Here is a 20,588-nt window from a genome sequence, read left to right as displayed (position 1 = left end):
CCGCGCGTGCGGCACGGGCCCTCGTCCAGCCGGTTTCCGACCAGGTACGGTCAGCGCCGGACGGCGCCGACCAGGCACGGGGATCAGACCCCGAGCAGGTCCACGACGAAGATCAGCGTCTCACCGGGCTGGATCGCCGGCGTCGGGCTCTGGTTGCCGTAGGCGAGGTGGGCCGGGATGGTCAGCTGGCGACGGCCGCCGACCTTCATGCCCTCCACCCCCTGGTCCCAGCCCTTGATGACACGGCCTCCGCCCAGCGGGAAGCGGAACGGGGTACCCCGGTTCCAGCTGGCGTCGAACTCCTCGCCCGTGCTGAACGCGACACCCACGTAGTGCACGGTGACGGTCTGGCCGGCCTTGGCCACCTCGCCGTCGCCCTCCCAGATGTCCTTGATCTCCAGGTCGGCCGGGGGCTCGCCGCCGGGGAAGTCGATCTCGGGCTTGTCGATGCTCACGTCTCTAGCTCCTGCTTGTGTACGACACGGAACCCGGCCAGTCTTTCATCCCCGCCCGCGTCCCGCCCGCGTGACTACATCGCCGCCAGCACATCCACCGAGAACACCAGCGTCGAACCCTTCTTCACCACACCACCGCTCGGCGGGTTGTTCCCGTAGGCCAGATCCGGCGGTACGACGATCATCAGCCGGCTGCCCACCTTCTTCCCGGTGATCCCCTGCGCCAGCCCCTTGACGACCGCCTGCATCTGCGCGATCGCGAACTGGGCCAGCCGCCCGCTGTCGTACGTCTGCTCGAAAGCCTTGCCGCTGTCCCAGACCACGCCCTTGAACTGGCACAGGATCGTCTGCGACGACTTCACCTCCGGGCCGTCGCCCTCAAGGACGTAGTTCGCCACCAGCTTCTTCGGCGGGTCGGTCTTGGGAATGTCGATCGACGGAGCCTTCCCGTCGGTGTTGGTGCCGATCTTGGGCAGCGCGGAGTCGCTCTGCGCGACCTCCTTGCCGGTGCTGGAGCTCTTGGAGTTGAACGAGTTCAGCACATCCACGACGAACACCAGCGTGTCCGTGCCCTTGATCCCCGCCTGCGGGTTGCCCGACGAGCCGTAACCCCAGGTCGGGGGCACGGCCATCAGCACCCGGCTGCCGACCTTCTTCCCGGCCAGCGCGTACCGCCAGCCGTCGATGATGCTGCCCTGGGCGAGCTGCATGAGCAGCGGCGTACGGTCGTACGACTGGTCGAAGACCTTCGCCGTCGACCAGATCTGCCCGAGGTAGTTGGCCTGGATGAAGTCGTTCTCCGCGACCGACTTGCCGCTGCCCGCGATCACCGTCTTGACCGCAAGGTCCTTCGACGGGTCCCCGGAACCCTTGGCCACCGTCGGCTTCTCGTCGAACTTCGTACCCGCCGTGATCGCCGGCAACGGCCCGTCCACGATCTTCGGCGGCGGCACCGAGGAAGCGGAACCCGACGGTGCCGCGCTGGCCTTGCTGGAAGCGGACTTGTCGTCGCCACACGCGGCAAGCGTGACCAGTCCTGCGGGTACGGCGGCAAGGAGAAGAGAGCGTCGGCGCACGGAAACAGCCTCATAATCGGTCGATCTTGCGGATGCGTGCGCGCAACTCTACGACGTGACACGGGCGCCGTACGGTAAACGTACGGCGCCCGTGTGGCGTTCGCTCACATACCGGCGATGAGCTTCTCCACCCGGTCGTCGACCGAACGGAACGGGTCCTTGCACAACACCGTCCGCTGCGCCTGGTCATTGAGCTTCAGATGCACCCAGTCGACCGTGAAGTCCCGCCGCTGCTCCTGAGCCCGCCGGATGAAGTCACCGCGCAACCGCGCCCTAGTCGTCTGCGGCGGCACCGACTTGCCCTCGAAGATCTTCAAGTCATTGCAGATCCGAGCGGCTTGACCCTTCCTCTCCAGCAGGTAGTACAGACCCCGACGACGGTGAATGTCGTGATAAGCGAGGTCTATCTGCGCCACCCGCGGATGAGACATGGTCATGTTGTGCTTGGCCCGGTACCGCTCGATGAGCTGGTACTTCATCACCCAGTCGATCTCGGTGCCGATCCGGTCCAGGTCCTCGGCCTCGATGGCGTCCAGGGTGCGGCCCCACAGCTCCAGGACCTGGTCGACCGTGCCGGTACGGATACCGCGGCGCTCGACGAAGTCCACGGCCTTCTCGTAGTACTCCCGCTGCACCTCCAGGGCGGAGGCCTCACGGCCGCTGGCCAAGCGCACCTTGCGTCGGCCCGTGATGTCATGGCTGACCTCGCGGATCGCCCGGATCGGGTTCTCCAGGGTCAGGTCCCGCATCACCGTGCCCGCCTCGATCATGCGCAGCACCAGGTCGGTGGCGCCGACCTTCAGCAGCATGGTCGTCTCGGACATGTTCGAGTCGCCCACGATGACATGCAGCCGGCGGTAGCGCTCGGCGTCGGCGTGCGGCTCGTCGCGTGTGTTGATGATCGGCCGGGAGCGGGTCGTCGCCGAGGAGACGCCCTCCCAGATGTGCTCCGCCCGCTGGCTGACGCAGTACACCGCACCGCGCGGTGTCTGCAGCACCTTGCCGGCGCCGCACAGCAGCTGCCGGGTCACCAGGAACGGAATGAGGATGTCCGCGAGCCGGGAGAACTCCCCATGCCGCGCCACCAGATAGTTCTCGTGGCAACCGTAGGAGTTGCCCGCCGAGTCCGTGTTGTTCTTGAAAAGGTAGACGTCGCCCGCGATTCCTTCCTCGTGCAGGCGTCGTTCGGCGTCCACCAACAGTCCTTCGAGAATGCGCTCGCCGGCCTTGTCGTGGGTGACCAGTTCGGTCACGTTGTCACACTCGGGTGTCGCGTATTCCGGATGTGAGCCCACGTCGAGATAGAGCCGGGCGCCGTTACGAAGAAAGACATTGCTGCTACGGCCCCATGACACGACACGGCGGAAGAGGTACCGCGCCACCTCGTCAGGCGACAGGCGGCGCTGTCCCCTGAACGTGCACGTGACGCCGTACTCGTTCTCCAGCCCGAAAATGCGGCGGTCCATGACTGAACATTACGCCCGATCCCCTGAGCTGAAACGGGGTTCGGCAGCACGATTTGGATCATTTTCCAATGAAGCCGCAACCACCGCGCCCCCACCGGGAGCTGCGAGGACCCGACCCGTGACCACCAGGACCAGCAACGACACACCCCCCGCCGCCCCCGGCACCGCGAACCCCCACAGCGCCCCGCCCGCCTCTACGACCGGTCCCGCCAGGCCCGTTCCCACCGACGCCCCCACTGTGAACGTCGTCACAAGCCAGGAGAAGGCCTCGGTGACCGTCCCCGCCGGCGCGTGCCGGTCCACCAGCACGAACGCACATGCGATCGCCGGCGCCAGGAACACCCCCGCCAGCACGGTGAGCAACACCATGGCCGGCGCACCCGGCATCACCATCAGCGGCAGATAACACACCGCCAGAAGCGCCACCAGGACGCGCAGTCGCACCGCCGGCTCCCCCCGCCAGAGCCGCGCCCCGTACACCGAGCCACCGAGCAGCGCACCCAACCCCAGCCCCGCCATCATCCAGCCGTACACCCCGTCACCACCGTGCTCGTCCGCGTACGGCACCGACGCCACCGTGATGGAACCCAGCGCGATCCCGACGAACAGAAACGCACCCAGCAGAGCCAGCAACCCGGACGACCGCAGCGCACCCAGCCAGTGCGCCGCACGCGGCGCCGAACGCCACGCGCGCGAAGGCGGCGAGACGACCACGGAGAGCGCCCCGAGCACCCCCATCGCGTTCACCACCAGCAGCGCCGCCTGCGCCGACCACAGCGACACGCACAACGTCACCAGCAACGGCCCCGCCGTGAACATGACTTCCTGGGCCACCGCGTCCATCGCGTACGCCGTGTGCACCTGGTCCTCCCTGCCGAGCACACTCGGCCACAGCGCACGCAGACCGCCCTCCAGGGGCGGCGTGAACAGCCCCGCCGCCGCCACGCACGCACAGGCGAGCGGCAGCGGACCGGTGCCGGCGAAGGCGAAACCGGCCATGGCGAGAGCCGACGCGAGAGCGGCGGGCAACTGGACACGCGGCTGCCCGTGCACATCCACCAGCCGGCCCAGCACCGGCTGACCCACCGCGTTGGCGACGCCGTACACCGCCGCGAGCGCCCCCGCCAGGCTGTACGTGCCACCCTCCGCACGCACGAACAGCACGATCGCGAGCGCGGCCGTGGCGTTCGGCAACCGCCCCACCAAGGTGCCCGTCAGCAAGCGGACCGCGTGCCTCGCCCTGAGGATCTCCAGGTACCCCGCGGCCATGCCCCGCCTCCAAGTTTTACGTATAACCCTTGCTTCCATACGTACCATGTGCGCTGTTCACCCGTCCAGACGAAGGAGCCCACACCCGGTGGCACGCAGCAGCACGCGCCCGACGAGCCGCGACGTCGCCCAAGCCGCCGGCGTCTCCCAGGCAGCCGTCTCCCTCGTCCTCGGCGACAAATGGCGCGGCCGCGTCTCCGAGGCCACCGCCGAACGGGTCCGGGAAGCCGCCCGCGACCTCGGCTACCGGCCCAACCTCGCCGCCCGCAACCTCCGCCTCGGCCGCACCCGCACCGTCCTCCTCGTCGTCCCCGCACTCACCACCGAGTTCTTCGCCGGCGTCTACACCGGCGCCGCCCGCGTGGCCGCCGACAACGGCTTCGGCGTCGTCCTCTATCCCTCCCCCGAAGGCATCGGCCCGGCCCGCGACCCCTTCGCCTCCGCCCAGGCCGCCCTCGACGGCGTCATCGCCTCCTCCATGGCCGCCGACGCCCTCACCGCCATCCGCGGCGACCAGCTCCCCCTGGTCATGCTCGACAGCGACCCCGAAGGCAGCCTCGGAGCCGCCACCGTCAACCTCGACATCGCCGACGGCGTTCGCCAGGTCGCCGAACATCTGCTGGCCCTCGGCCACCGCCGCTTCCTGCACCTCGCCGCCGACGTCGCCTCCTGGACCTTCGAGGTGCGCGCGCGCGAACTGGCCGCGCGCACGGCAGAGGTGCCCGGCACCTCCGTACGCACCGTCCACGCCCCGATCTCCATCGAAGGCGCCCTGACGGCCACCGAAGCCGCCCTCGCCACACCCGGCCCCCACCCCACCGCCCTCGTCTGCGACGACGACAAACTCGCCGCCGGCGCCTACAAGGCCCTGCGCCGCCGAGGCCTGCGCATCCCCGACGACATCTCCGTCACCGGCCTCGACGACCTGGCCCTCGCCACCGCCATCGACCCCGAGCTCACGACCGTACGACTGGACGCGGAACTCTTCGGCGAACGCGGCATGCACGCCCTCCTCGCCGTCCTGGAAGGCCGCGAGCCGGAGGGCCGGGACATCCCGGTAGAACTGGTCGTACGAGGCTCCACGGCACCCCCACGGCAGCCCTAGGCTCTGTCGTCACAAACACCCGCGCCCCACCCGGAGGACTCGCCGGGCGGGGCGCACAGAGCGGGGTGGGAGCGGGGTTACTCGACGTCGCCGCCGGAGTCCTCCGTCGCGTCGGCCTCATCGGCGGACGTGGCGGTGGCCGCACCATCCGACTCCAGCAACCGGGACAGCTGCGGACCGCCGATGCGCTTGAACTTGCGCTTCTGCGGACGCGTACGGTCCAGCACCGCAACCTCCAGCCGCTCGGCCGGAATCTCCCGCTGAGTGCCGTTAGACTCCCGCGACAGAGCCGTCACAGCCAGCTTCAGAGCCTCCGCCAAGGTCATACCGTCCCGGTGCTCACGGTCCAGATAACTGCTGATCTGCTCCGCATTGCCACCGACCGCGACCGAACCGTGCTCGTCGACGATCGAACCGTCATGCGGCAGCCGATAGATCTGGTCACCCTCCGGGGTCTCCCCGACCTCCGCCACGACCAGCTCCACCTCGTACGGCTTCTCGGCCGCACTGGAGAAGATCGTGCCCAGCGTCTGCGCATACACGTTGGCAAGACCACGCGCCGTCACATCGTCACGGTCATAGGTGTAACCACGCAGGTCGGCGTAGCGCACCCCACCGATCCGCAGGTTCTCGTACTCGTTGTACTTGCCGGCGGCCGCGAAACCGATCCGGTCATAGATCTCGCTGAACTTGTGCAGCGCACGGGACGGGTTCTCACCGACGAACACGATGCCGTCGGCGAACTGGAGCACAACCAGACTCCGGCCGCGCGCGATGCCCTTCCGGGCGTACTCCGCACGGTCCGCCATGGCCTGCTGAGGTGAGACATAGAACGGCGTCGACACCGGTATCCGTCCCCTTCCTTAGGGTTCCGTCGAAGTCACTGGGATCACCTTCACAACAAGCGCCGGGCGCCTCAGAGCAGCGCCGCGCGCGGGCCGTCCGGCTCCTCCAGACGGCGCGCCAGCACCGCACGGGCGATCTCGGAGGACTCGTCGTCGGTGAGCCGACGGAACCCGTCCTCGGTGATCACGGTGATGATCGGGTAGATCCGGCGGGCGACATCCGGACCACCGGTCGCCGAGTCGTCGTCAGCCGCGTCATACAGAGCCTGCACCACCAGTGTGGTCGCCTGCTCCTCGCTCAGGTCCTCACGGAACAGCTTCTTCATGGCCCCGCGCGCGAAGATCGAGCCGGAACCCGTCGCGGAGAAGTGGTGCTCCTCGGAACGGCCACCCGTCACGTCGTACGAGAAGATCCGCCCCTTCCCCCGGTCAACGTCGAACCCGGCGAACAGCGGCACGACCGCCAGGCCCTGCATGGCCATACCGAGGTTGGAACGGATCATCGTCGACAGCCGGTTCGCCTTGCCCTCCAGCGACAGCTGCGCACCCTCGACCTTCTCGAAGTGCTCCAGCTCCAGCTGGAAGAGCTTCACCATCTCCACGGCGAGACCGGCGGTGCCGGCGATACCGACCGCCGAGTACTCGTCGGCCGGGAAGACCTTCTCGATGTCGCGCTGGGCGATCACATTCCCCATCGTGGCCCGGCGGTCACCGGCGAGCACCACGCCGCCGGGGAAGGTCGCCGCGACGATCGTCGTCCCGTGCGGCGCCTCGATCACCCCCTGCGTGGGCGGCAACTGCCGCTTGCCGGGCAGCAACTCCGGCTGGTGGTCGGAGAGAAAGTCCATGAACGAAGAGGACCCAGGCGTCAGGAAGGCAGCTGGTAGACGCCCGGTGCTACGAGTGTTGGCTTCCACGCGTTTCCTTCCAGATAGGCGGCGGCCCGGCGAGCGACGACGGGCTTGTCCCTCAATTTACCGATGGCCGAATTGCAGTTGAAGCACAGTACGCCTGGGACCCTACCCGTCTTGTGGCAGTGATCCACATGAACGGGCGGGGCATCGAGACAGATCACACAGAGCCCGTACTGGGCGGCGACCACCGCGTCGCGTTCGGCTTCGGTGAGCCCGTAGTTGCGCCTCGGGTGGTACGCACGCCATGGACGGCCCGGCAGGCCCTGCCGCGAGACCGGCAGAGCCTTCTCGCGAACCGTCTCGCCCCGGGCTTCCTGGCGACGTCGCGTCTTCGGCGGCGCAGTCGCGACAAGTGGCCTGCAGGCCGTCAGCCCGAGACTTGTTCGCCGCGAATGCGCCGACCGGAAACACCTGCTGGCACGCCGAGCACTTCGACCCCCCATCGTTCACGAAGGTGACTACTGTCCACCCTTCTGAACGAAGGACCGCACGAAGTCCTCCGCGTTCTCCTCCAAGACGTCATCGATCTCGTCCAGGACGGAGTCCACGTCATCGCTCAGCTTCTCGTGGCGCTCCTTGAGGTCCTCCGAAGCCTGCGCTTCCTGCGTCTGCTCCTCGGCCTCCTCGGTGGAACGTGTGGCCTTCTGCTGTCCGCCGCCGGTGTCCTTGGTTGCCATAACCCTCACCCCGCTCAGTTCGCGTTCGCCCGACATGGTCGACAGGTCGGCATTCCTGCCGATCGGTGGTGATCAGACCCTACAAGCCGGGTCCGACATCGGCCCCGCAGTTTCTCCAACGTACGGGGGCCACCTCGATGATTCCCGGGCAGCGGGATTTTGACCCCGGCCGCCCGGTGCGGTCCGAGTACCGTTCAGCCGCCGGAGAGGACCCTGACCAGGTCTTCCGCGGTGCGGCAGCGGTCCAGGAGCTCCTTGACGTGATTTCGCGTTCCGCGTAGTGGTTCCAGGGTTGGGACGCGCTGGAGGCTGTCCCGGCCCGGGAGGTCGAAGATGACCGAGTCCCAGCTGGCGGCGGCGACGTCGTCGGCGTACTGCTCCAGGCAGCGGCCGCGGAAGTACGCGCGGGTGTCCTCCGGCGGGTTTGTGCGGGCCCTGTCGACGTCGGCCTCGGTCAGGAGGCGCTTGATGCGCCCGCGGGCCGCGAGGCGGTTGTAGAGGCCCTTCTCGGCCCGTACGTCGGCGTACTGGAGGTCGAGGAGGTGGAGCTTGGCGGCGTCCCAGTCGAGGTCGTCGCGGCGGCGGTAGCCCTCCATGAGTTCCTTCTTGGCCACCCAGTCGAGTTCGCCGGAGAGACTCATGGGGTCGTTCTCCAGGCGGTTGAGGGTGTCCTCCCAACGCTGCAGGACGTCCCTGGTCTGTTCGTCGGCGTCGGCGCCGTAGCGCTCCTCGACGTATTTGCGGGAGAGCTCGTAGTACTCCATCTGGAGCTGGACGGCGGTGAGTGTGCGTCCGCTGCGCAGAGTGACGAGGCGCTTGAGGGTGGGGTCGTGGGAGACCTGGTGGAGGGTGCGCACGGGCTGGTCGACGGCGAGGTCGACGGCGATGAAGCCGTCCTCGATCATCGAGAGGACCAGGGCCGTGGTCCCGAGCTTCAGGTAGGTCGAGATCTCCGACAGGTTCGCGTCGCCGATGATCACGTGCAGGCGGCGGTACTTCTCGGCATCCGCGTGCGGTTCGTCGCGGGTGTTGATGATGGGGCGCTTGAGGGTCGTCTCCAGGCCGACCTCGACCTCGAAGTAGTCGGCGCGCTGGCTGAGCTGGAAGCCGTGTTCGTGGCCGTCCTGGCCGATGCCGACGCGGCCGGCGCCGGTCACGACCTGGCGGGATACGAAGAACGGGGTGAGGTGGCGCACGATGTCGGAGAAGGGGGTTTCCCGCTTCATCAGGTAGTTCTCGTGCGTGCCGTAGGAGGCGCCCTTGTTGTCGGTGTTGTTCTTGTACAGGTGGATGGGCTGGGCACCGGGGAGCTGGGCGGCTCGTTCGGCGGCCTCGGCCATGATGCGTTCGCCGGCCTTGTCCCAGAGGACGGCGTCGCGCGGGTTGGTGACCTCGGGGGCGCTGTACTCGGGGTGGGCGTGGTCCACGTAGAGGCGGGCGCCGTTGGTGAGGATGACGTTGGCGAGGCCGATGTCCTCGTCGGTGAGCTGGCTGGCGTCGGCGGCCTCGCGGGCGAGGTCGAAGCCTCGGGCGTCCCGCAGCGGGTTCTCCTCCTCGAAGTCCCAGCGGGCCCGGCGGGCCCGGTGCATCGCCGCGGCGTAGGCGTTGACGATCTGGGATGAGGTGAGCATGGCATTGGCATTGGGGTGGCCGGGGACGGAGATGCCGTACTCCGTCTCGATGCCCATTACTCGCCGTACGGTCATGCGGCCCTCCTTGCCCGGCGGAGCCCTCGGTCGTGGGCTCCGCTCGCGTACCGCTGGCGCTCCGGTGCGTGTGCGGTGCCCGTCCCCGCACTGCGCGACTCGGCGGTAGGAAAGAGCCTAGAACGCCTTTGCGCTGGTGGGGAGATCATTTGCGTCATTGCCTTGCTCGCCTCGGTTCCGGTTTTGGCCGGAAAAACAGTCGGCTGCGGGTACCCGGTGGGGGCACCCGCAGCCGCCCTGTGTTTTACAGGTACTGCCCGGTGTTTGCCACCGTGTCGATGGAGCGCCCGGTGTCCGCGCCCTGCTTTCCGGTGATGAGGGTACGGATGTAGACGATCCGTTCGCCCTTCTTTCCGGAGATTCGGGCCCAGTCGTCGGGGTTGGTGGTGTTGGGCAGGTCCTCGTTCTCCTTGAACTCGTCCACGCAGGCCTGGAGGAGGTGGGAGACGCGGAGGCCCTTCTGCTTGTGCTCGAGGAAGTCCTTGATCGCCATCTTCTTGGCGCGTCCGACGATGTTTTCGATCATTGCGCCGGAGTTGAAGTCCTTGAAGTAGAGGACTTCCTTGTCGCCGTTGGCGTAGGTGACTTCCAGGAAGCGGTTTTCCTCGGATTCGGCGTACATGTGTTCCACTGCCGTCTGGATCATGCTGGCAACGGTGGTGGCCTTGCTGCCGCCGTGCTCGCCGACGTCGTCGGAGTGCAGCGGGAGGCGTTCGGTGAGGTACTTGCCGAAGATGTCCTTGGCTGCCTCGGCGTCCGGGCGCTCGATCTTGATCTTCACGTCGAGGCGGCCGGGGCGGAGGATGGCGGGGTCGATCATGTCCTCGCGGTTGGAGGCGCCGATGACGACCACGTTCTGCAGGCCTTCGACACCGTCGATCTCGGCGAGCAGCTGGGGGACGATGGTGTTCTCCACGTCCGAGCTGACACCGGAGCCTCGGGTGCGGAAGAGGGATTCCATCTCGTCGAAGAAGACGATGACGGGGGTGCCCTCGCTGGCCTTCTCCCTTGCACGCTGGAAGACGAGGCGGATCTGCCGCTCGGTCTCGCCGACGTACTTGTTCAGGAGCTCGGGGCCCTTGATGTTGAGGAAGAAGCTTTTGCCGGCGGCCTGGCCGGTGACTTCGGCGACCTTCTTCGCCAGGGAGTTGGCGACGGCCTTGGCGATGAGCGTCTTGCCGCACCCGGGGGGTCCGTAGAGCAGGACGCCCTTCGGGGGCCGCAGTTCGTGTTCCTTGAACAGGTCCGGGTAGAGGTACGGCAGCTCGACCGCGTCGCGGATGGCCTCGATCTGGTTGCCGAGGCCGCCGATCTGGTCGTAGCCGATGTCGGGTACTTCTTCGAGGACGAGTTCCTCGACCTCGCTCTTGGGCACGACTTCGTAGACGTAGCCGGAGCGGGGTTCGAGCAGGAGGGCGTCGCCGGGACGGATGGTGACGTCCAGGAGCGGCTCGGCGAGCCGTACCACCCGTTCCTCGTCGGTGTGCCCCAGGACGAGGGCGCGTTCGCCGTCCTCAAGGATCTCCTTGAGGGTGACGATGTCACCGACGCGCTCGTACTCCATGGCCTCGACCACGTTGAGCGCTTCGTTAAGCATGAGTTCCTGGCCGCGCCTGAGCTCGTCCAGGTCGACGCTTGGGCTGACGTTCACCCGCAGTTTGCGGCCGCCGGTGAAGATGTCTGCGGTGCCGTCCTCGTTGGCTTGCAGGAAGACACCGAAGCCGGCCGGCGGCTGTGCGAGTCGGTCGACTTCCTCCTTGAGGGCCACGATCTGGTCGCGGGCCTCGCGGAGTGTGTTCGCGAGTCGCTCGTTCTGGGCGGACACGCCGGCCAGGTTCGTCTGCAGCTCGACGATCCGCTCTTCGAGAATCCTCGTGTGTCGCGGAGAGTCGGCGAGCTTGCGTCGCAGGACGGCGATCTCCTGCTCAAGATATGCAATCTGCCCGGCCGGGTCGTCGGACCCTCGTCCCGGGCGGATGCCGCGGTTCATGTCGTCGTCGTGGGCTGCCACGGTCCTCACCTCCTCCAAGGGGAGCTGGACGCTTCCAGACCCTACCTGGGTGGGTGTCGATTGAAACCCCTAGATCACCAAGACTGTCAAGGTGTGTCGTCGGTCACCCATCGCTTCTCCCCCGTGCCCGGTGGATACCCACTCAACGCGATTCGGAAGCTGCGTGTTCCAGGCCTGGAGCGGTCAAAACCCTTCGTGACTGACCGGAGTTGTCCGCTCGATGCCGGTTCAGGGGTTGTGCCCCGGCGAGGCCGTCCTTACACAGAGCAACCGGACGGGCGGTGTGGGTGATCGAGAACGCGGGTTGAGGGTTGGCTCAAGTCGATCGATCCGGTGGCCGAGCGCCGTCGTCTCGCGCGGCCCGGTGCGCCGTGCGCGCGGCCGGAAGGGGCGCCGGGCGCGGGCGGGTGCCCCGGCGGAGGGCACGGCCGGGGGTGGTTCGGGCGGAGGTAGGGTCGAAGGAGTTCAACACCCGCCGGGGCGGGACCGGGTGACCGCCGGGTCCGGCCGTCCGGCGCTTTCGACGGCAGGAGAGATGACCGTGCAGCAGGAGGCCCTGGCCGGCGCGGAGGCGCTTGAGGTCTGGATCGACCAGGATCTTTGTACGGGTGACGGGATCTGTGCCCAGTACGCCCCGGAGGTGTTCGAGCTGGACATCGACGGCCTGGCCTATGTGAAGGGCGCCGACGACGAACTGTTGCAGGCGCAGGGGGCGACGGTGCCGGTGCCGTTGCCGCTGCTGACGGATGTGGTGGATTCGGCTCGGGAGTGTCCGGGCGAGTGCATTCATGTGCGCCGGGTCGCGGACCGGGTCGAGGTGTACGGGCCCGACGCGGAGTGACTTTCCGGCCACCCCGCGGCCTGGGATCGGGCTGGTGCGGCGGTCAGACGCTGTGGGCGGCCGCGGGGGTGGAGCGGACGAAGGTGTGGCCGTTCCACTGCCAGGTGGCGCCGGTCTTCACGTCCGGACAGCAACTGGGCACATTGTCCGAGGAATAGCCGAGCAGGGTCGCGGTGACCGTTTTGGCGGCGACCGTGAAGTCGGTGACCGTGAGCCGGTCCTTGGGGTCGACGAGGGTGGCGACGACGCGCGGGCGGGTGGCGTCGGCGGCCTGGGTGAGGACGTAGACGCCGTCGGGCGGGGTGCCCATGGCCGAGTCGCAGTGGACCACCGCCACGGTTTCCGGTCTGCCGTCGCCGTCGAGGTCGCCGGTGACTTTCTTGACGACCCTCTCTTTCACGGGGCCGCAGTCGAGGGGGAAGTCCACGCCGGTGGTGCTGGGCGGCGCGGTGGCCGCGGGGGCGGGCTTCGTCTCGGAGCCGGCGGCGGGCTGGGCGGCTTTGGCCGCGCCCGGCTGGAAGAGGGACGACAGAGCGATGACGCCCGTCACGGCAGTGGCGGTGGCGAGCCAGTGCATGGGGCGGGTGTCGGTGTGAGCGAGCTCCGGGACCACGGATTGCTGCACTAGGAGTGTCTCCTGCGAGGCATGTGCCGGTGGGGATGGCCTGCATGGTGCCACACGTCACAGTTGGTGGGAACGGCGGGGGTGGGCTTCTGTGACGGCGGGTGGGTTTCCGCGACGGCGAGGTGGGCTTCCGCGACGGCGGGGGTGGTTTGTGCGGGTCCCGGGGTCGCGCGGTCCTGCGCCGGGTCGACGTGCTGCCGCGTCAACGCGTGAGCGCCGCTGCCCAGTTCCGTCGGTCGGGGGGAACTGGGCAGCGGCGCTCGTACGTTGAAGCGGCGACGGGACGGGTCAGCGGCCGGCGCCACCGTCGGCGTTGGGGCCCTCGTAGTCCTCGCCGTAGGCGCCCTTGGCGGGGCGGCGGCGGCGCATGGGGGGCTCGACGCCGTCGGCGAGGCGGCGGGCGGTGAGCAGGAAGCCGGTGTGGCCGATCATCCGGTGGTCGGGGCGGACGGCGAGGCCCTCCACGTGCCAGTTGCGGATCATCGTCTCCCAGGAGGTCGGCTCGTTGAAGCAGCCGATCTCGCGGATGGACTCGACGGTCCGCGCGAGCTGGGTGGTGGTGGCGACGTAGCAGCACAGGATGCCGCCGGGCACGAGCGCCTTGGAGACGGCCTCCAGGCACTCCCAGGGGGCGAGCATGTCGAGGATGACACGATCGACGTCGGTGTCCGACAGGTTGTCCTGGAGGTCGCCGACGGTGAGCTGCCAGGCGGGGTGCGGGCCGCCGAAGTAGCGTTCCACGTTCTGCTGGGCGATCTCGGCGAAGTCCGCGCGGCGCTCGTAGCTGTGCAGCATGCCCTGGTCGCCGATGGCGCGCAGCAGGAAGCTGCTGAGCGAGCCGGATCCGACGCCGGCCTCGACGACGCGGGCGCCGGGGAAGATGTCGGCGAAGGAGAGGATCTGCCCCGCGTCCTTGGGGTAGACGACGGCTGCCCCGCGGGGCATGGACAGGACGTAGTCGGGGAGCAGGGGGCGCAGCGCGAGGTAGGCGACGTTGCCGGTGGTGCGGACAACGCTGCCCTCGGGAGCGCCGATCAGTTCGTCGTGCGGGAAGGAGCCCTTGTGGGTGTGGAAGTTCTTCCCGGCTTCGAGCGTGAACGTGTAGTGGCGGCCCTTGGGGTCGGTCAGCTGTACCTGGTCCCCGACCTTGAAGGGCCCGCGCCTGCGGGCGGCACCGGTCGGTTCGGACATGTGAACAGCCTACCGGGGTTTGTGGAGGCCACCGACCACGGGGAACGCGCACCGCTGCGGTGTCGGTGAGGGTCCTCGACCCGGAGCAGATGGGTCTGCTCGGACGGACCCGGGTGCACCAGGAAGCAGCCCTGTCCGGTACACCCCACTGCGACCGCGTGGTCCGGCGCGACCGTGTGATGCGGCCGTCCGCCCACCGGAGTGTGAGACCCGCTTCGGGAAGAGCGGGCTCAGCTGGGGCGGGCCATGGCCCGTACGAAGGCGCGCTCGACGTCCGCCGCCGACAGGACACCGTAGATCTCGCCGGTCTCCTCCACCACCAGGTACTCGGTGGCGGGGGTGGCGCGCAACACGTCGAGGAGGTCCTCTCCCGCCAGCTCCGCGGAGACGCGCATCCCGTCGGTGAGTTCCTGGGCGAGGCCGCTGACGGCGACCCAGGGGCGGCGGTGCTCGGGTACGCCGACGATGGCGGCCTCGCGGACCAGGGACAGGGGGTTGCCGTCGGCGTCGACGACGACCAGGGCGCGGGCCCCGGCGGCGTTGGCGCGGCGCAGGGCCTCGGAGAGGGGGGTCTCGGTCTCGACGGGGACGGCGCGGCGGGTGAGGGTGCGGGCGCGCAGCTCCGGGAGGTGTTCGCGCAGGCGTGCCATGCGCAGGCTGTTGCCGGCGCCCGTCCAGATGATCGCGGCGAGGACGGCGGCGAGCAGGCCGTCGGTGAGTGCGTCCATGCCGTTGGCGTCGGAGGTGCCGCCGCCGAAGGCGCCCGAGTAGTTGAGCAGCGGGAGGCCGATCAGGACGGAGATGGCGAGGGCGCGGCCGATCCACGCGGCGGCGATGGTGCCGCTCATGGGTCTGCCGGTGATCTTCCAGACGACGGCGCGGAGCATCCGTCCGCCGTCGAGGGGCAGTCCTGGCAGCAGGTTGAAGATGGCCACGATGAGGTTGGAGACCATCAGGCCGGCCAGCAGGACGCCGGGGACCGTGCCGGGTCGGACGGGCTGCATGGCGAGGTAGAAGAGGCCGGAGAGGACGAGGGAGAGCAGCGGGCCGACGAAGGCCAGCACGAACTCCCGCCCGGGGGTCTCGGCCTCTTTCTCGATCTCGGAGACGCCGCCGAAGAACTGGAGCTGGATGCGGCGGACGGGGAGATCGAACCGGATCGCCGCGACAGTGTGGGCGAGTTCGTGGACCAGGACGGAGGCGTAGAAGGCGATGGCGAAGAAGAGGGAGACGAGGTAGCGGGCGGCGCCCAGTTCGGGCAGCACGCGGTCGAGCTGGCCGCCGAAGACCCAGGTGATCAGCGCGGCGACGACGAACCAGCTGGGGGCGACGTACACGGGCACGCCGAAGGGCCGTCCCATGAGCAGCCCGCCGCCGGGTTCCTTGGGCCGCTGCGGCGGCTTCCCCTTGGCCATGCCGGCGTGCGCGTGGGCGCGGCCGTCGGTTTCGTCGGGGCCGGAGGCCGGTGGCCCGGGAGGCGTCTGGGCGTTCTCGTTCTCCGGTGCGGGTGCCTCCGCGGGCGCCTCCGCGGGCGCCTCCGCGGGCGGGTCGGGCTTCGGCTCCGGTTCGCCGGTGTCGGCGGGTGCCTCGGCGCGTGGAGGAGCCGTGGGGGCGTCGGTGGGGTCCGGGCCTCCGTCGTTGGTCGGGGCCGTAGGACCTGCGGGCTGCTCGGTCGGTTCGGCGTCGTCCGACCGGGGCTGCCCGCTGCCGCCGCTCACGTCCACGGTGTCCCCTCGTTAGAAGCATCGTCTCTGGTCGATGGTATGCGGCCGTCGGGACGCGTTTCGCCCCGGCACCCCTGGTGTTGGCCGGGGCGTCGTGCGGGTTGGGTGACTGTCAGTGGCGGGCCGTATGGTCTGTGGTCATGGAGAGCAGCATCGAGGACGCCTCGCGGGCTCAGGGCGCGGACGTCGCGCAGGGGGAAGGGCCGGTCATGCCGGTGCGGGCGGCGGCGGCCGGCCCGCCGGCCTCGCTGTCGCCCTCGCGGGCCAGTGACTTCATGCAGTGTCCGTTGCTGTACCGGTTCCGGGTGATCGATCGGCTGCCGGAGAAGCCGAGCGAGGCGGCGACCCGGGGGACGCTGGTGCACGCGGTCCTGGAGCGGCTCTTCGACGCGCCCGCGGCGGAGCGGACGGCGCCGCGGGCCAAGTCGCTGGTGCCGGGGCAGTGGGACCGGCTGCGGGAGAGCAGGCCGGAGGTCGGTGAGCTGTTCGCGGACGATCCCGAGGGCGAGCGGCTGGCGCGCTGGCTGGGTGAGGCGGAGCAACTCGTGGAGCGCTGGTTCACGCTGGAGGATCCGTCGCGGCTGGAGCCGGTGGAGCGGGAGCTGTTCGTCGAGACCGAGCTGGAGTCGGGGCTGCGGCTGCGCGGGATCATCGACCGGGTCGACGTGGCGCCGACGGGTGAGGTGCGGATCGTCGACTACAAGACCGGCAAGGCGCCGAGACCGGAGTACGCCGAGGGCGCGCTGTTCCAGATGAAGTTCTACGCCCTGGTGGTGTGGCGGCTGAAGAACGTGGTGCCGAGGCGGCTGCAGCTGGTCTATCTCGGCAGCGGTGATGTGCTGACGTACGACCCGGTGCTCGCCGACCTGGAGCGGGTGGAGCGCAAGCTGCTCGCGCTGTGGGAGTCGATCCGGCGGGCGACGGAGTCCGGGGACTGGCGGCCGCGTCCGACCAAACTGTGCGGGTGGTGCGACCACCAGGCGCACTGCCCGGAGTTCGGCGGCACTCCCCCGCCGTACCCGCTGCCGGTGAGGTCGGTCGAGTCGGGTGACCTTCCGCAGGGCAGAATGGGCGCGGACTAGCGAAGGAGACTCACCGTGGCCATCCGCGTCCTACTGGTCGACGACCAGCCACTGCTGCGAACCGGGTTCCGGATGATCCTGGAGGCCGAGCAGGACATCGCGGTCGTGGGCGAGGCCGGAGACGGCCTGCAGGCTCTCGACCAGGTGCGCGCCCTCCAGCCGGATGTGGTGCTGATGGACATCCGGATGCCGCGGATGGACGGCGTGGAGGCGACCCGGCAGATCACCGGTCCCGGCCGGGACGGACCGGCGAAGGTGCTGGTGCTGACCACGTTCGATCTCGACGAGTACGTGGTGGAGGCGCTGCGCGCGGGCGCCAGCGGTTTCCTGCTGAAGGACGCCCCGGCCAATGAGCTGGTGCAGGCGATCCGGGTGGTGGCGGGCGGCGAGGCGATGCTGGCGCCGAGCATCACGCGTCGGCTGCTGGACAAGTACGCCACGCATCTGCCGTCCGGTGAGGAGCCGGTGCCGGACACCCTGCACACCCTCACCGACCGTGAGGTGGAGGTGCTGAAGCTGGTCGCGCGGGGGCTGTCGAACGCGGAGATCGCCGCCGACCTGTTCGTCAGCGAGACCACGGTGAAGACGCATGTGGGGCACGTGCTGACCAAGCTGGGGCTGCGGGACCGGGTGCAGGCGGCGGTGTACGCGTACGAGAGCGGCCTGGTGCGTCCCGGCGCCCAGTAGAACGCGCCGCGAAGCCCGGTAGGACGCGCTGACGACGGGAAGGGCGCCCCACTCCACGGAGTGGGGCGCCCTTCCCGTCGTATGAACCTCGTATGACCGGTCGTCAGCTGCTGGAGCCGCGGCCGAGCTCCCACAGCTGGAGGCTGGCGGAGGAGTTGAGGGCGTAGGCGACGCCCGTGACGTCGTTGCGGGCGGCGACGTACTGCTTGCCCTGCCACAGCGGCAGCACCGGAACGTCGTCGGCGACGATGTCCTGGATCTCGGTCAGGCTGCTTGACGCGCTGAGCCGGTCGGCCTCGAGGCGGGACTTGGGGATCAGCGTGTCGATGATCTTGTTGTTGGCGTAGGGCGAGGCGAGGAAGTTGTCCTTGCCGAGGAACGGCGCGAGGAAGTTGTCGGCGTCCGGGAAGTCGGGGAACCAGCCCATGCCGTAGACGTCGTACTTGCCCTTGCGTTCGGCCGTCTGGTAGGTCGACCAGGGGGTGCCCTCGATGCTGACGTCGAACAGGCCGCTGTCGTTGAGCTGCTGCTTCAGGACCTCGAACTCCTGCTTGGTGGCGGAGCCGTAGTGGTCGGTCGTGTAGTGCAGCGTCAGCTTCACGGGCGTGGTGATGTTCGCCGCGGTCAGCAGGTTCTTGGCCTTGGAGACGCTGGGGTCGCCGTACTTGTTGAAGAAGGAGTTGGAGTGGCCGGTCACGGAGGCCGGGACCAGGGAGTACAGCGGCTCGGCCTGGGAGCCGTACACCTTGGCGACGAGTGCGGCGCGGTCGATGATCTGGGCCATCGCCTGGCGGACGGCCTTGGACTTGACCGTGGGCGCGTTGGTGTCGAAGCCGAGGTAGCGGATCTCCAGGCCGGACATCTCGACAAGGTCGACGTTGGCGTCGTCGCCGGCGCCGAGCTTGTTGATCTGGGACGGCGACATGGTGCGGGTCATGACGTCGATGTCCCCCTTGTCGATCGCCTGGCCCATGGCGTCGGCGTCCTTGAAGGAGCGCATGACGACCTGCTCGTTGTTCACCGTCACGCTGCCCTTGTAACTGGGGTTCTTGGTGAAGGTGGCGGAGACGAGCTCGTCGTTCTGGACGTCGGCCTTGAAGGTGTAGGGGCCGGAGCCGTCGATGGCGAAGCCGTCGCGGAGCTTGTCCTTCGCGTAGTCCTTCGGGTTCACGATGCCCGCGACCGGGGTGGACAGCTTGTACGGGAAGGTGGCGTCGGCGGACTTGAGGTGGAAGATGACCTCTCGGTCGCCCTGGGTCTCGATGGTGTCGATGTTCGAGAGGAGGGCGAAGACACCGGTGTCGGCCTTGATGCGCAGGGCGCGCTCGATGGAGTACTTGACGTCCGCGGCGGTGACGGCGTCGCCGTCGGAGAACTTCAGGCCCTCACGCAGCTTGCAGGCGTAGCGCTCGCTGCCGCTGTCGGTGAAGGAGCAGCTCTCGGCGGCGTCGGGGACCGGTTCGCCCTCACCCTTCGGCTGGGACATGAGGGTCTGCACGGTCTGGCGCAGGATGTTCCAGCCGCCGACGTCGTAGGAGTAGGCGGGGTCGACCGGCGCGGGGGCGTCCTTCGAGGCGGTGAACCGGTCGGTGGTGCCGACGACGATCGCGCCGCCACTATTGCTCCCACTGCCGGATCCACCGCACGCGGCGAGAACCGGAGTGAGCAGACCGACGACGGCCGGCAGCACCAATGTCTTGCGGTTCATGCTCGAAGTTCTCCAGAGCTGTTCGAGTCCGTGTATCCGGCATGCAGGGGTGTCGAAGCGGGTCACGGGGGTAGCGGCGATGTTCTCGCGACGAGATTAGTCGGCGCCCGCAGGAGGGTTCACAGGCGCGTGAGTTGAGGTCCCATCACGCAGTGGAACCGGCTGCGGACAGACCGAAAACCCGACGACGGCAGGATTAGTGCAGCGTCTCCCCAATCGGGACACAAGGGCGCCCGAAATCCCCCCGATCGGGGGCGAGCGGCACACCCGGGCAACGTTGTCGACCCCCTTGCACGTGGGGAACGTCACACGCTCAATTGTGGGAGCAGGTAGCGGAATTCAGCGGGTTGAACAGTTGCGAATTCCGTTGAATGACCGCCGCCGGGATTTCACCCAGTGCTCTTTGCACGCTGGGTGAACGGCTAGCGCATTTCCGTCATCAGTCCGCGCAGAAAAGCCAGGTCGACCTCTTCCAGCGAGGTGACCACGGTACGCCGTGCGGCCGGGGCGATGGGCGCGACGGACGGTACGGCGACCACCTGGCAGCCGGCGGACTCGGCGGCGGCCACGCCGGTCGCGGTGTCCTCGACGACCGCGCATCTGGCCGGATCGACCCCGAGGCCGGCGGCGGCCAGCAGATACGGGTCCGGATAGGGCTTGGTGCGGGAGACCTCGTCGCCGGCGATGGACAGGGTGAAGTACTGGGGGCCCAGTGAGGCCAGGACACGGTCGATGATGCGCCGGTGCGAGGCGGAGACCAGGGCGGTGGGAATCTGCTGCTCGTAGAGTTCGGCGAGCAGCCTCTTGGCGCCCGGCATCAGCGGCAGGGCGGCGCCGATACGCTCCTCGAAGCCGTCGTTGAGCAGCACGCTGAGTTCGGCGAGCGTGATGGCCGCGCCGGTGGCCTCGATGAGGAACCCGGCGCTGCGGGTCATGGGGCCGCCGACCACGACATGGCGCCATGACTCGTCGAGGGTGTGGCCGAGGCGGGCGAAGATCTCGACCTCGACGTCCCACCAGAAGCCCTCGGTGTCCACCAGGGTGCCGTCCATGTCGAGGAGCACCGCCTGAAGCGCGGAGCCTTCCGCCGTACGGGTTCCGAGCGCGGGGACCGTACTGGTCATCCGGGCGCACCTCCTTGAGGGACGACCAGGCCGGTTCCCATGCGGGGAACCGGCCTGCTGTGGACCGACCAGTGTACGACTT

At 68.7% G+C, this 20,588-nt stretch carries 19 protein-coding genes; 4 read left to right on the top strand and 15 right to left on the bottom strand.

All coding sequences use genetic code 11. The annotated features are described in order from the left end of the window. Nucleotides 1–83 precede the first annotated feature (83 nt). The 4 genes from ACZ7OO_RS15935 to ACZ7OO_RS15920 form a co-directional block, all read right to left on the bottom strand. Nucleotides 84–455 carry an FKBP-type peptidyl-prolyl cis-trans isomerase gene (locus tag ACZ7OO_RS15935; protein ID WP_352220021.1) on the bottom strand — a complete coding sequence of 124 codons (372 nt, stop codon included), beginning with the start codon at nucleotides 453–455 and terminating at the stop codon, nucleotides 84–86. A 74-nt stretch (nucleotides 456–529) separates the two neighbouring features. After that, entirely contained in the window at nucleotides 530–1,531 is a 1,002-nt protein-coding gene (locus ACZ7OO_RS15930; RefSeq protein ID WP_471505181.1) for an FKBP-type peptidyl-prolyl cis-trans isomerase, read from the bottom strand. A 104-nt stretch (nucleotides 1,532–1,635) separates the two neighbouring features. Beyond that, entirely contained in the window at nucleotides 1,636–2,997 is a 1,362-nt protein-coding gene (gene pafA, locus ACZ7OO_RS15925) for a Pup--protein ligase (protein WP_069771814.1), read from the bottom strand. A 9-nt stretch (nucleotides 2,998–3,006) separates the two neighbouring features. Continuing rightward, nucleotides 3,007–4,266 (bottom strand): MFS transporter, encoded by a 1,260-nt coding sequence (locus tag ACZ7OO_RS15920; RefSeq protein ID WP_471505179.1) that lies wholly within the window; start codon nucleotides 4,264–4,266, stop codon nucleotides 3,007–3,009. Between the two features lie 88 nt (nucleotides 4,267–4,354). Between ACZ7OO_RS15920 and ACZ7OO_RS15915 the strand changes: the two genes are divergently transcribed. After that, a complete protein-coding gene (locus ACZ7OO_RS15915; RefSeq protein ID WP_471505177.1) occupies nucleotides 4,355–5,371 on the top strand; it encodes a LacI family DNA-binding transcriptional regulator in 1,017 nt (338 codons plus the stop codon). 77 nt (nucleotides 5,372–5,448) lie between these two features. Here the strand turns inward: ACZ7OO_RS15915 and prcA are convergent, their stop codons facing one another. The 6 genes from prcA to arc form a co-directional block, all read right to left on the bottom strand. Next, nucleotides 5,449–6,216 carry a proteasome subunit alpha gene (prcA, locus tag ACZ7OO_RS15910; protein WP_471505176.1) on the bottom strand — a complete coding sequence of 256 codons (768 nt, stop codon included), beginning with the start codon at nucleotides 6,214–6,216 and terminating at the stop codon, nucleotides 5,449–5,451. Between the two features lie 71 nt (nucleotides 6,217–6,287). Then, complete coding sequence (prcB, locus tag ACZ7OO_RS15905; RefSeq protein WP_471505174.1) at nucleotides 6,288–7,133, bottom strand: proteasome subunit beta; 846 nt, start codon at nucleotides 7,131–7,133, stop codon at nucleotides 6,288–6,290. Beyond that, entirely contained in the window at nucleotides 7,085–7,573 is a 489-nt protein-coding gene (locus ACZ7OO_RS15900) for an endonuclease VII domain-containing protein (protein ID WP_471505172.1), read from the bottom strand. Before ACZ7OO_RS15900 ends, prcB begins: the two co-directional genes overlap by 49 nt. A 15-nt stretch (nucleotides 7,574–7,588) precedes the next feature. Then, nucleotides 7,589–7,807 carry a ubiquitin-like protein Pup gene (locus ACZ7OO_RS15895; RefSeq protein ID WP_351739822.1) on the bottom strand — a complete coding sequence of 73 codons (219 nt, stop codon included), beginning with the start codon at nucleotides 7,805–7,807 and terminating at the stop codon, nucleotides 7,589–7,591. A gap of 194 nt (nucleotides 7,808–8,001) precedes the next feature. Next, complete coding sequence (dop, locus tag ACZ7OO_RS15890; protein WP_471505170.1) at nucleotides 8,002–9,513, bottom strand: depupylase/deamidase Dop; 1,512 nt, start codon at nucleotides 9,511–9,513, stop codon at nucleotides 8,002–8,004. Nucleotides 9,514–9,757: 244 nt separating this feature from the next. Then, nucleotides 9,758–11,524 carry a proteasome ATPase gene (gene arc, locus ACZ7OO_RS15885; protein ID WP_471505168.1) on the bottom strand — a complete coding sequence of 589 codons (1,767 nt, stop codon included), beginning with the start codon at nucleotides 11,522–11,524 and terminating at the stop codon, nucleotides 9,758–9,760. Nucleotides 11,525–12,059: 535 nt separating this feature from the next. Here arc and ACZ7OO_RS15880 point away from each other — a divergent pair. Further along, nucleotides 12,060–12,365, top strand: a complete 306-nt coding sequence (locus tag ACZ7OO_RS15880) for a ferredoxin (RefSeq protein ID WP_471505166.1) — start codon at nucleotides 12,060–12,062, stop codon at nucleotides 12,363–12,365. A gap of 43 nt (nucleotides 12,366–12,408) precedes the next feature. Here the strand turns inward: ACZ7OO_RS15880 and ACZ7OO_RS15875 are convergent, their stop codons facing one another. The 3 genes from ACZ7OO_RS15875 to ACZ7OO_RS15865 all read right to left on the bottom strand — a co-directional run bounded on the left by ACZ7OO_RS15875 (nucleotide 12,409) and on the right by ACZ7OO_RS15865 (nucleotide 15,905). After that, nucleotides 12,409–12,990: a hypothetical protein gene (locus ACZ7OO_RS15875; RefSeq protein WP_352220031.1), complete on the bottom strand. Its 582-nt coding sequence runs from the start codon at nucleotides 12,988–12,990 to the stop codon at nucleotides 12,409–12,411. A 288-nt stretch (nucleotides 12,991–13,278) separates the two neighbouring features. Then, nucleotides 13,279–14,181, bottom strand: coding sequence for a tRNA (adenine-N1)-methyltransferase (locus ACZ7OO_RS15870; RefSeq protein WP_352220032.1), 903 nt, complete (start codon nucleotides 14,179–14,181; stop codon nucleotides 13,279–13,281). A gap of 230 nt (nucleotides 14,182–14,411) precedes the next feature. Further along, complete coding sequence (locus ACZ7OO_RS15865) at nucleotides 14,412–15,905, bottom strand: site-2 protease family protein (protein WP_471505164.1); 1,494 nt, start codon at nucleotides 15,903–15,905, stop codon at nucleotides 14,412–14,414. Nucleotides 15,906–16,045: 140 nt separating this feature from the next. Here ACZ7OO_RS15865 and ACZ7OO_RS15860 point away from each other — a divergent pair, with 140 nt between their 5' ends. Together ACZ7OO_RS15860 and ACZ7OO_RS15855 are read left to right on the top strand one after the other, a co-directional pair. Then, nucleotides 16,046–16,987, top strand: a complete 942-nt coding sequence (locus tag ACZ7OO_RS15860; RefSeq protein ID WP_471505162.1) for a RecB family exonuclease — start codon at nucleotides 16,046–16,048, stop codon at nucleotides 16,985–16,987. Nucleotides 16,988–17,002: 15 nt separating this feature from the next. Beyond that, the gene (locus ACZ7OO_RS15855) at nucleotides 17,003–17,674 is read left to right on the top strand and encodes a response regulator (RefSeq protein WP_020939010.1); all 672 of its coding nucleotides are present in this window, start codon (nucleotides 17,003–17,005) and stop codon (nucleotides 17,672–17,674) included. 103 nt (nucleotides 17,675–17,777) lie between these two features. Here the strand turns inward: ACZ7OO_RS15855 and ACZ7OO_RS15850 are convergent, their stop codons facing one another. Beyond that, nucleotides 17,778–19,382, bottom strand: coding sequence for an ABC transporter substrate-binding protein (locus ACZ7OO_RS15850; protein WP_471505160.1), 1,605 nt, complete (start codon nucleotides 19,380–19,382; stop codon nucleotides 17,778–17,780). 422 nt (nucleotides 19,383–19,804) lie between these two features. Continuing rightward, nucleotides 19,805–20,506, bottom strand: coding sequence for an HAD family hydrolase (locus tag ACZ7OO_RS15845; protein WP_471505158.1), 702 nt, complete (start codon nucleotides 20,504–20,506; stop codon nucleotides 19,805–19,807). Nucleotides 20,507–20,588 lie beyond the last annotated feature (82 nt).

It is taken from the genome of Streptomyces sp. NPDC111744 (genome assembly GCF_055634995.1).
This window is presented reverse-complemented; position numbering and strand designations above follow the sequence as displayed.

Excerpts from the sequence above, each read along its gene's own strand:
- pafA (WP_069771814.1), bottom strand. The coding sequence starts at position 2,997 with ATGGACCGCCGCATTTTCGGGCTGGAGAACGAGTACGGCGTCACGTGC.
- ACZ7OO_RS15920 (WP_471505179.1), bottom strand. The coding sequence starts at position 4,266 with ATGGCCGCGGGGTACCTGGAGATCCTCAGGGCGAGGCACGCGGTCCGC.
- ACZ7OO_RS15900 (WP_471505172.1), bottom strand. The coding sequence starts at position 7,573 with ATGGGGGGTCGAAGTGCTCGGCGTGCCAGCAGGTGTTTCCGGTCGGCG.
- ACZ7OO_RS15895 (WP_351739822.1), bottom strand. The coding sequence starts at position 7,807 with ATGGCAACCAAGGACACCGGCGGCGGACAGCAGAAGGCCACACGTTCC.
- dop (WP_471505170.1), bottom strand. The coding sequence starts at position 9,513 with ATGACCGTACGGCGAGTAATGGGCATCGAGACGGAGTACGGCATCTCC.
- ACZ7OO_RS15880 (WP_471505166.1), top strand. The coding sequence starts at position 12,060 with ATGACCGTGCAGCAGGAGGCCCTGGCCGGCGCGGAGGCGCTTGAGGTC.
- ACZ7OO_RS15870 (WP_352220032.1), bottom strand. The coding sequence starts at position 14,181 with ATGTCCGAACCGACCGGTGCCGCCCGCAGGCGCGGGCCCTTCAAGGTC.
- ACZ7OO_RS15860 (WP_471505162.1), top strand. The coding sequence starts at position 16,046 with ATGGAGAGCAGCATCGAGGACGCCTCGCGGGCTCAGGGCGCGGACGTC.
- ACZ7OO_RS15850 (WP_471505160.1), bottom strand. The coding sequence starts at position 19,382 with ATGAACCGCAAGACATTGGTGCTGCCGGCCGTCGTCGGTCTGCTCACT.
- ACZ7OO_RS15845 (WP_471505158.1), bottom strand. The coding sequence starts at position 20,506 with ATGACCAGTACGGTCCCCGCGCTCGGAACCCGTACGGCGGAAGGCTCC.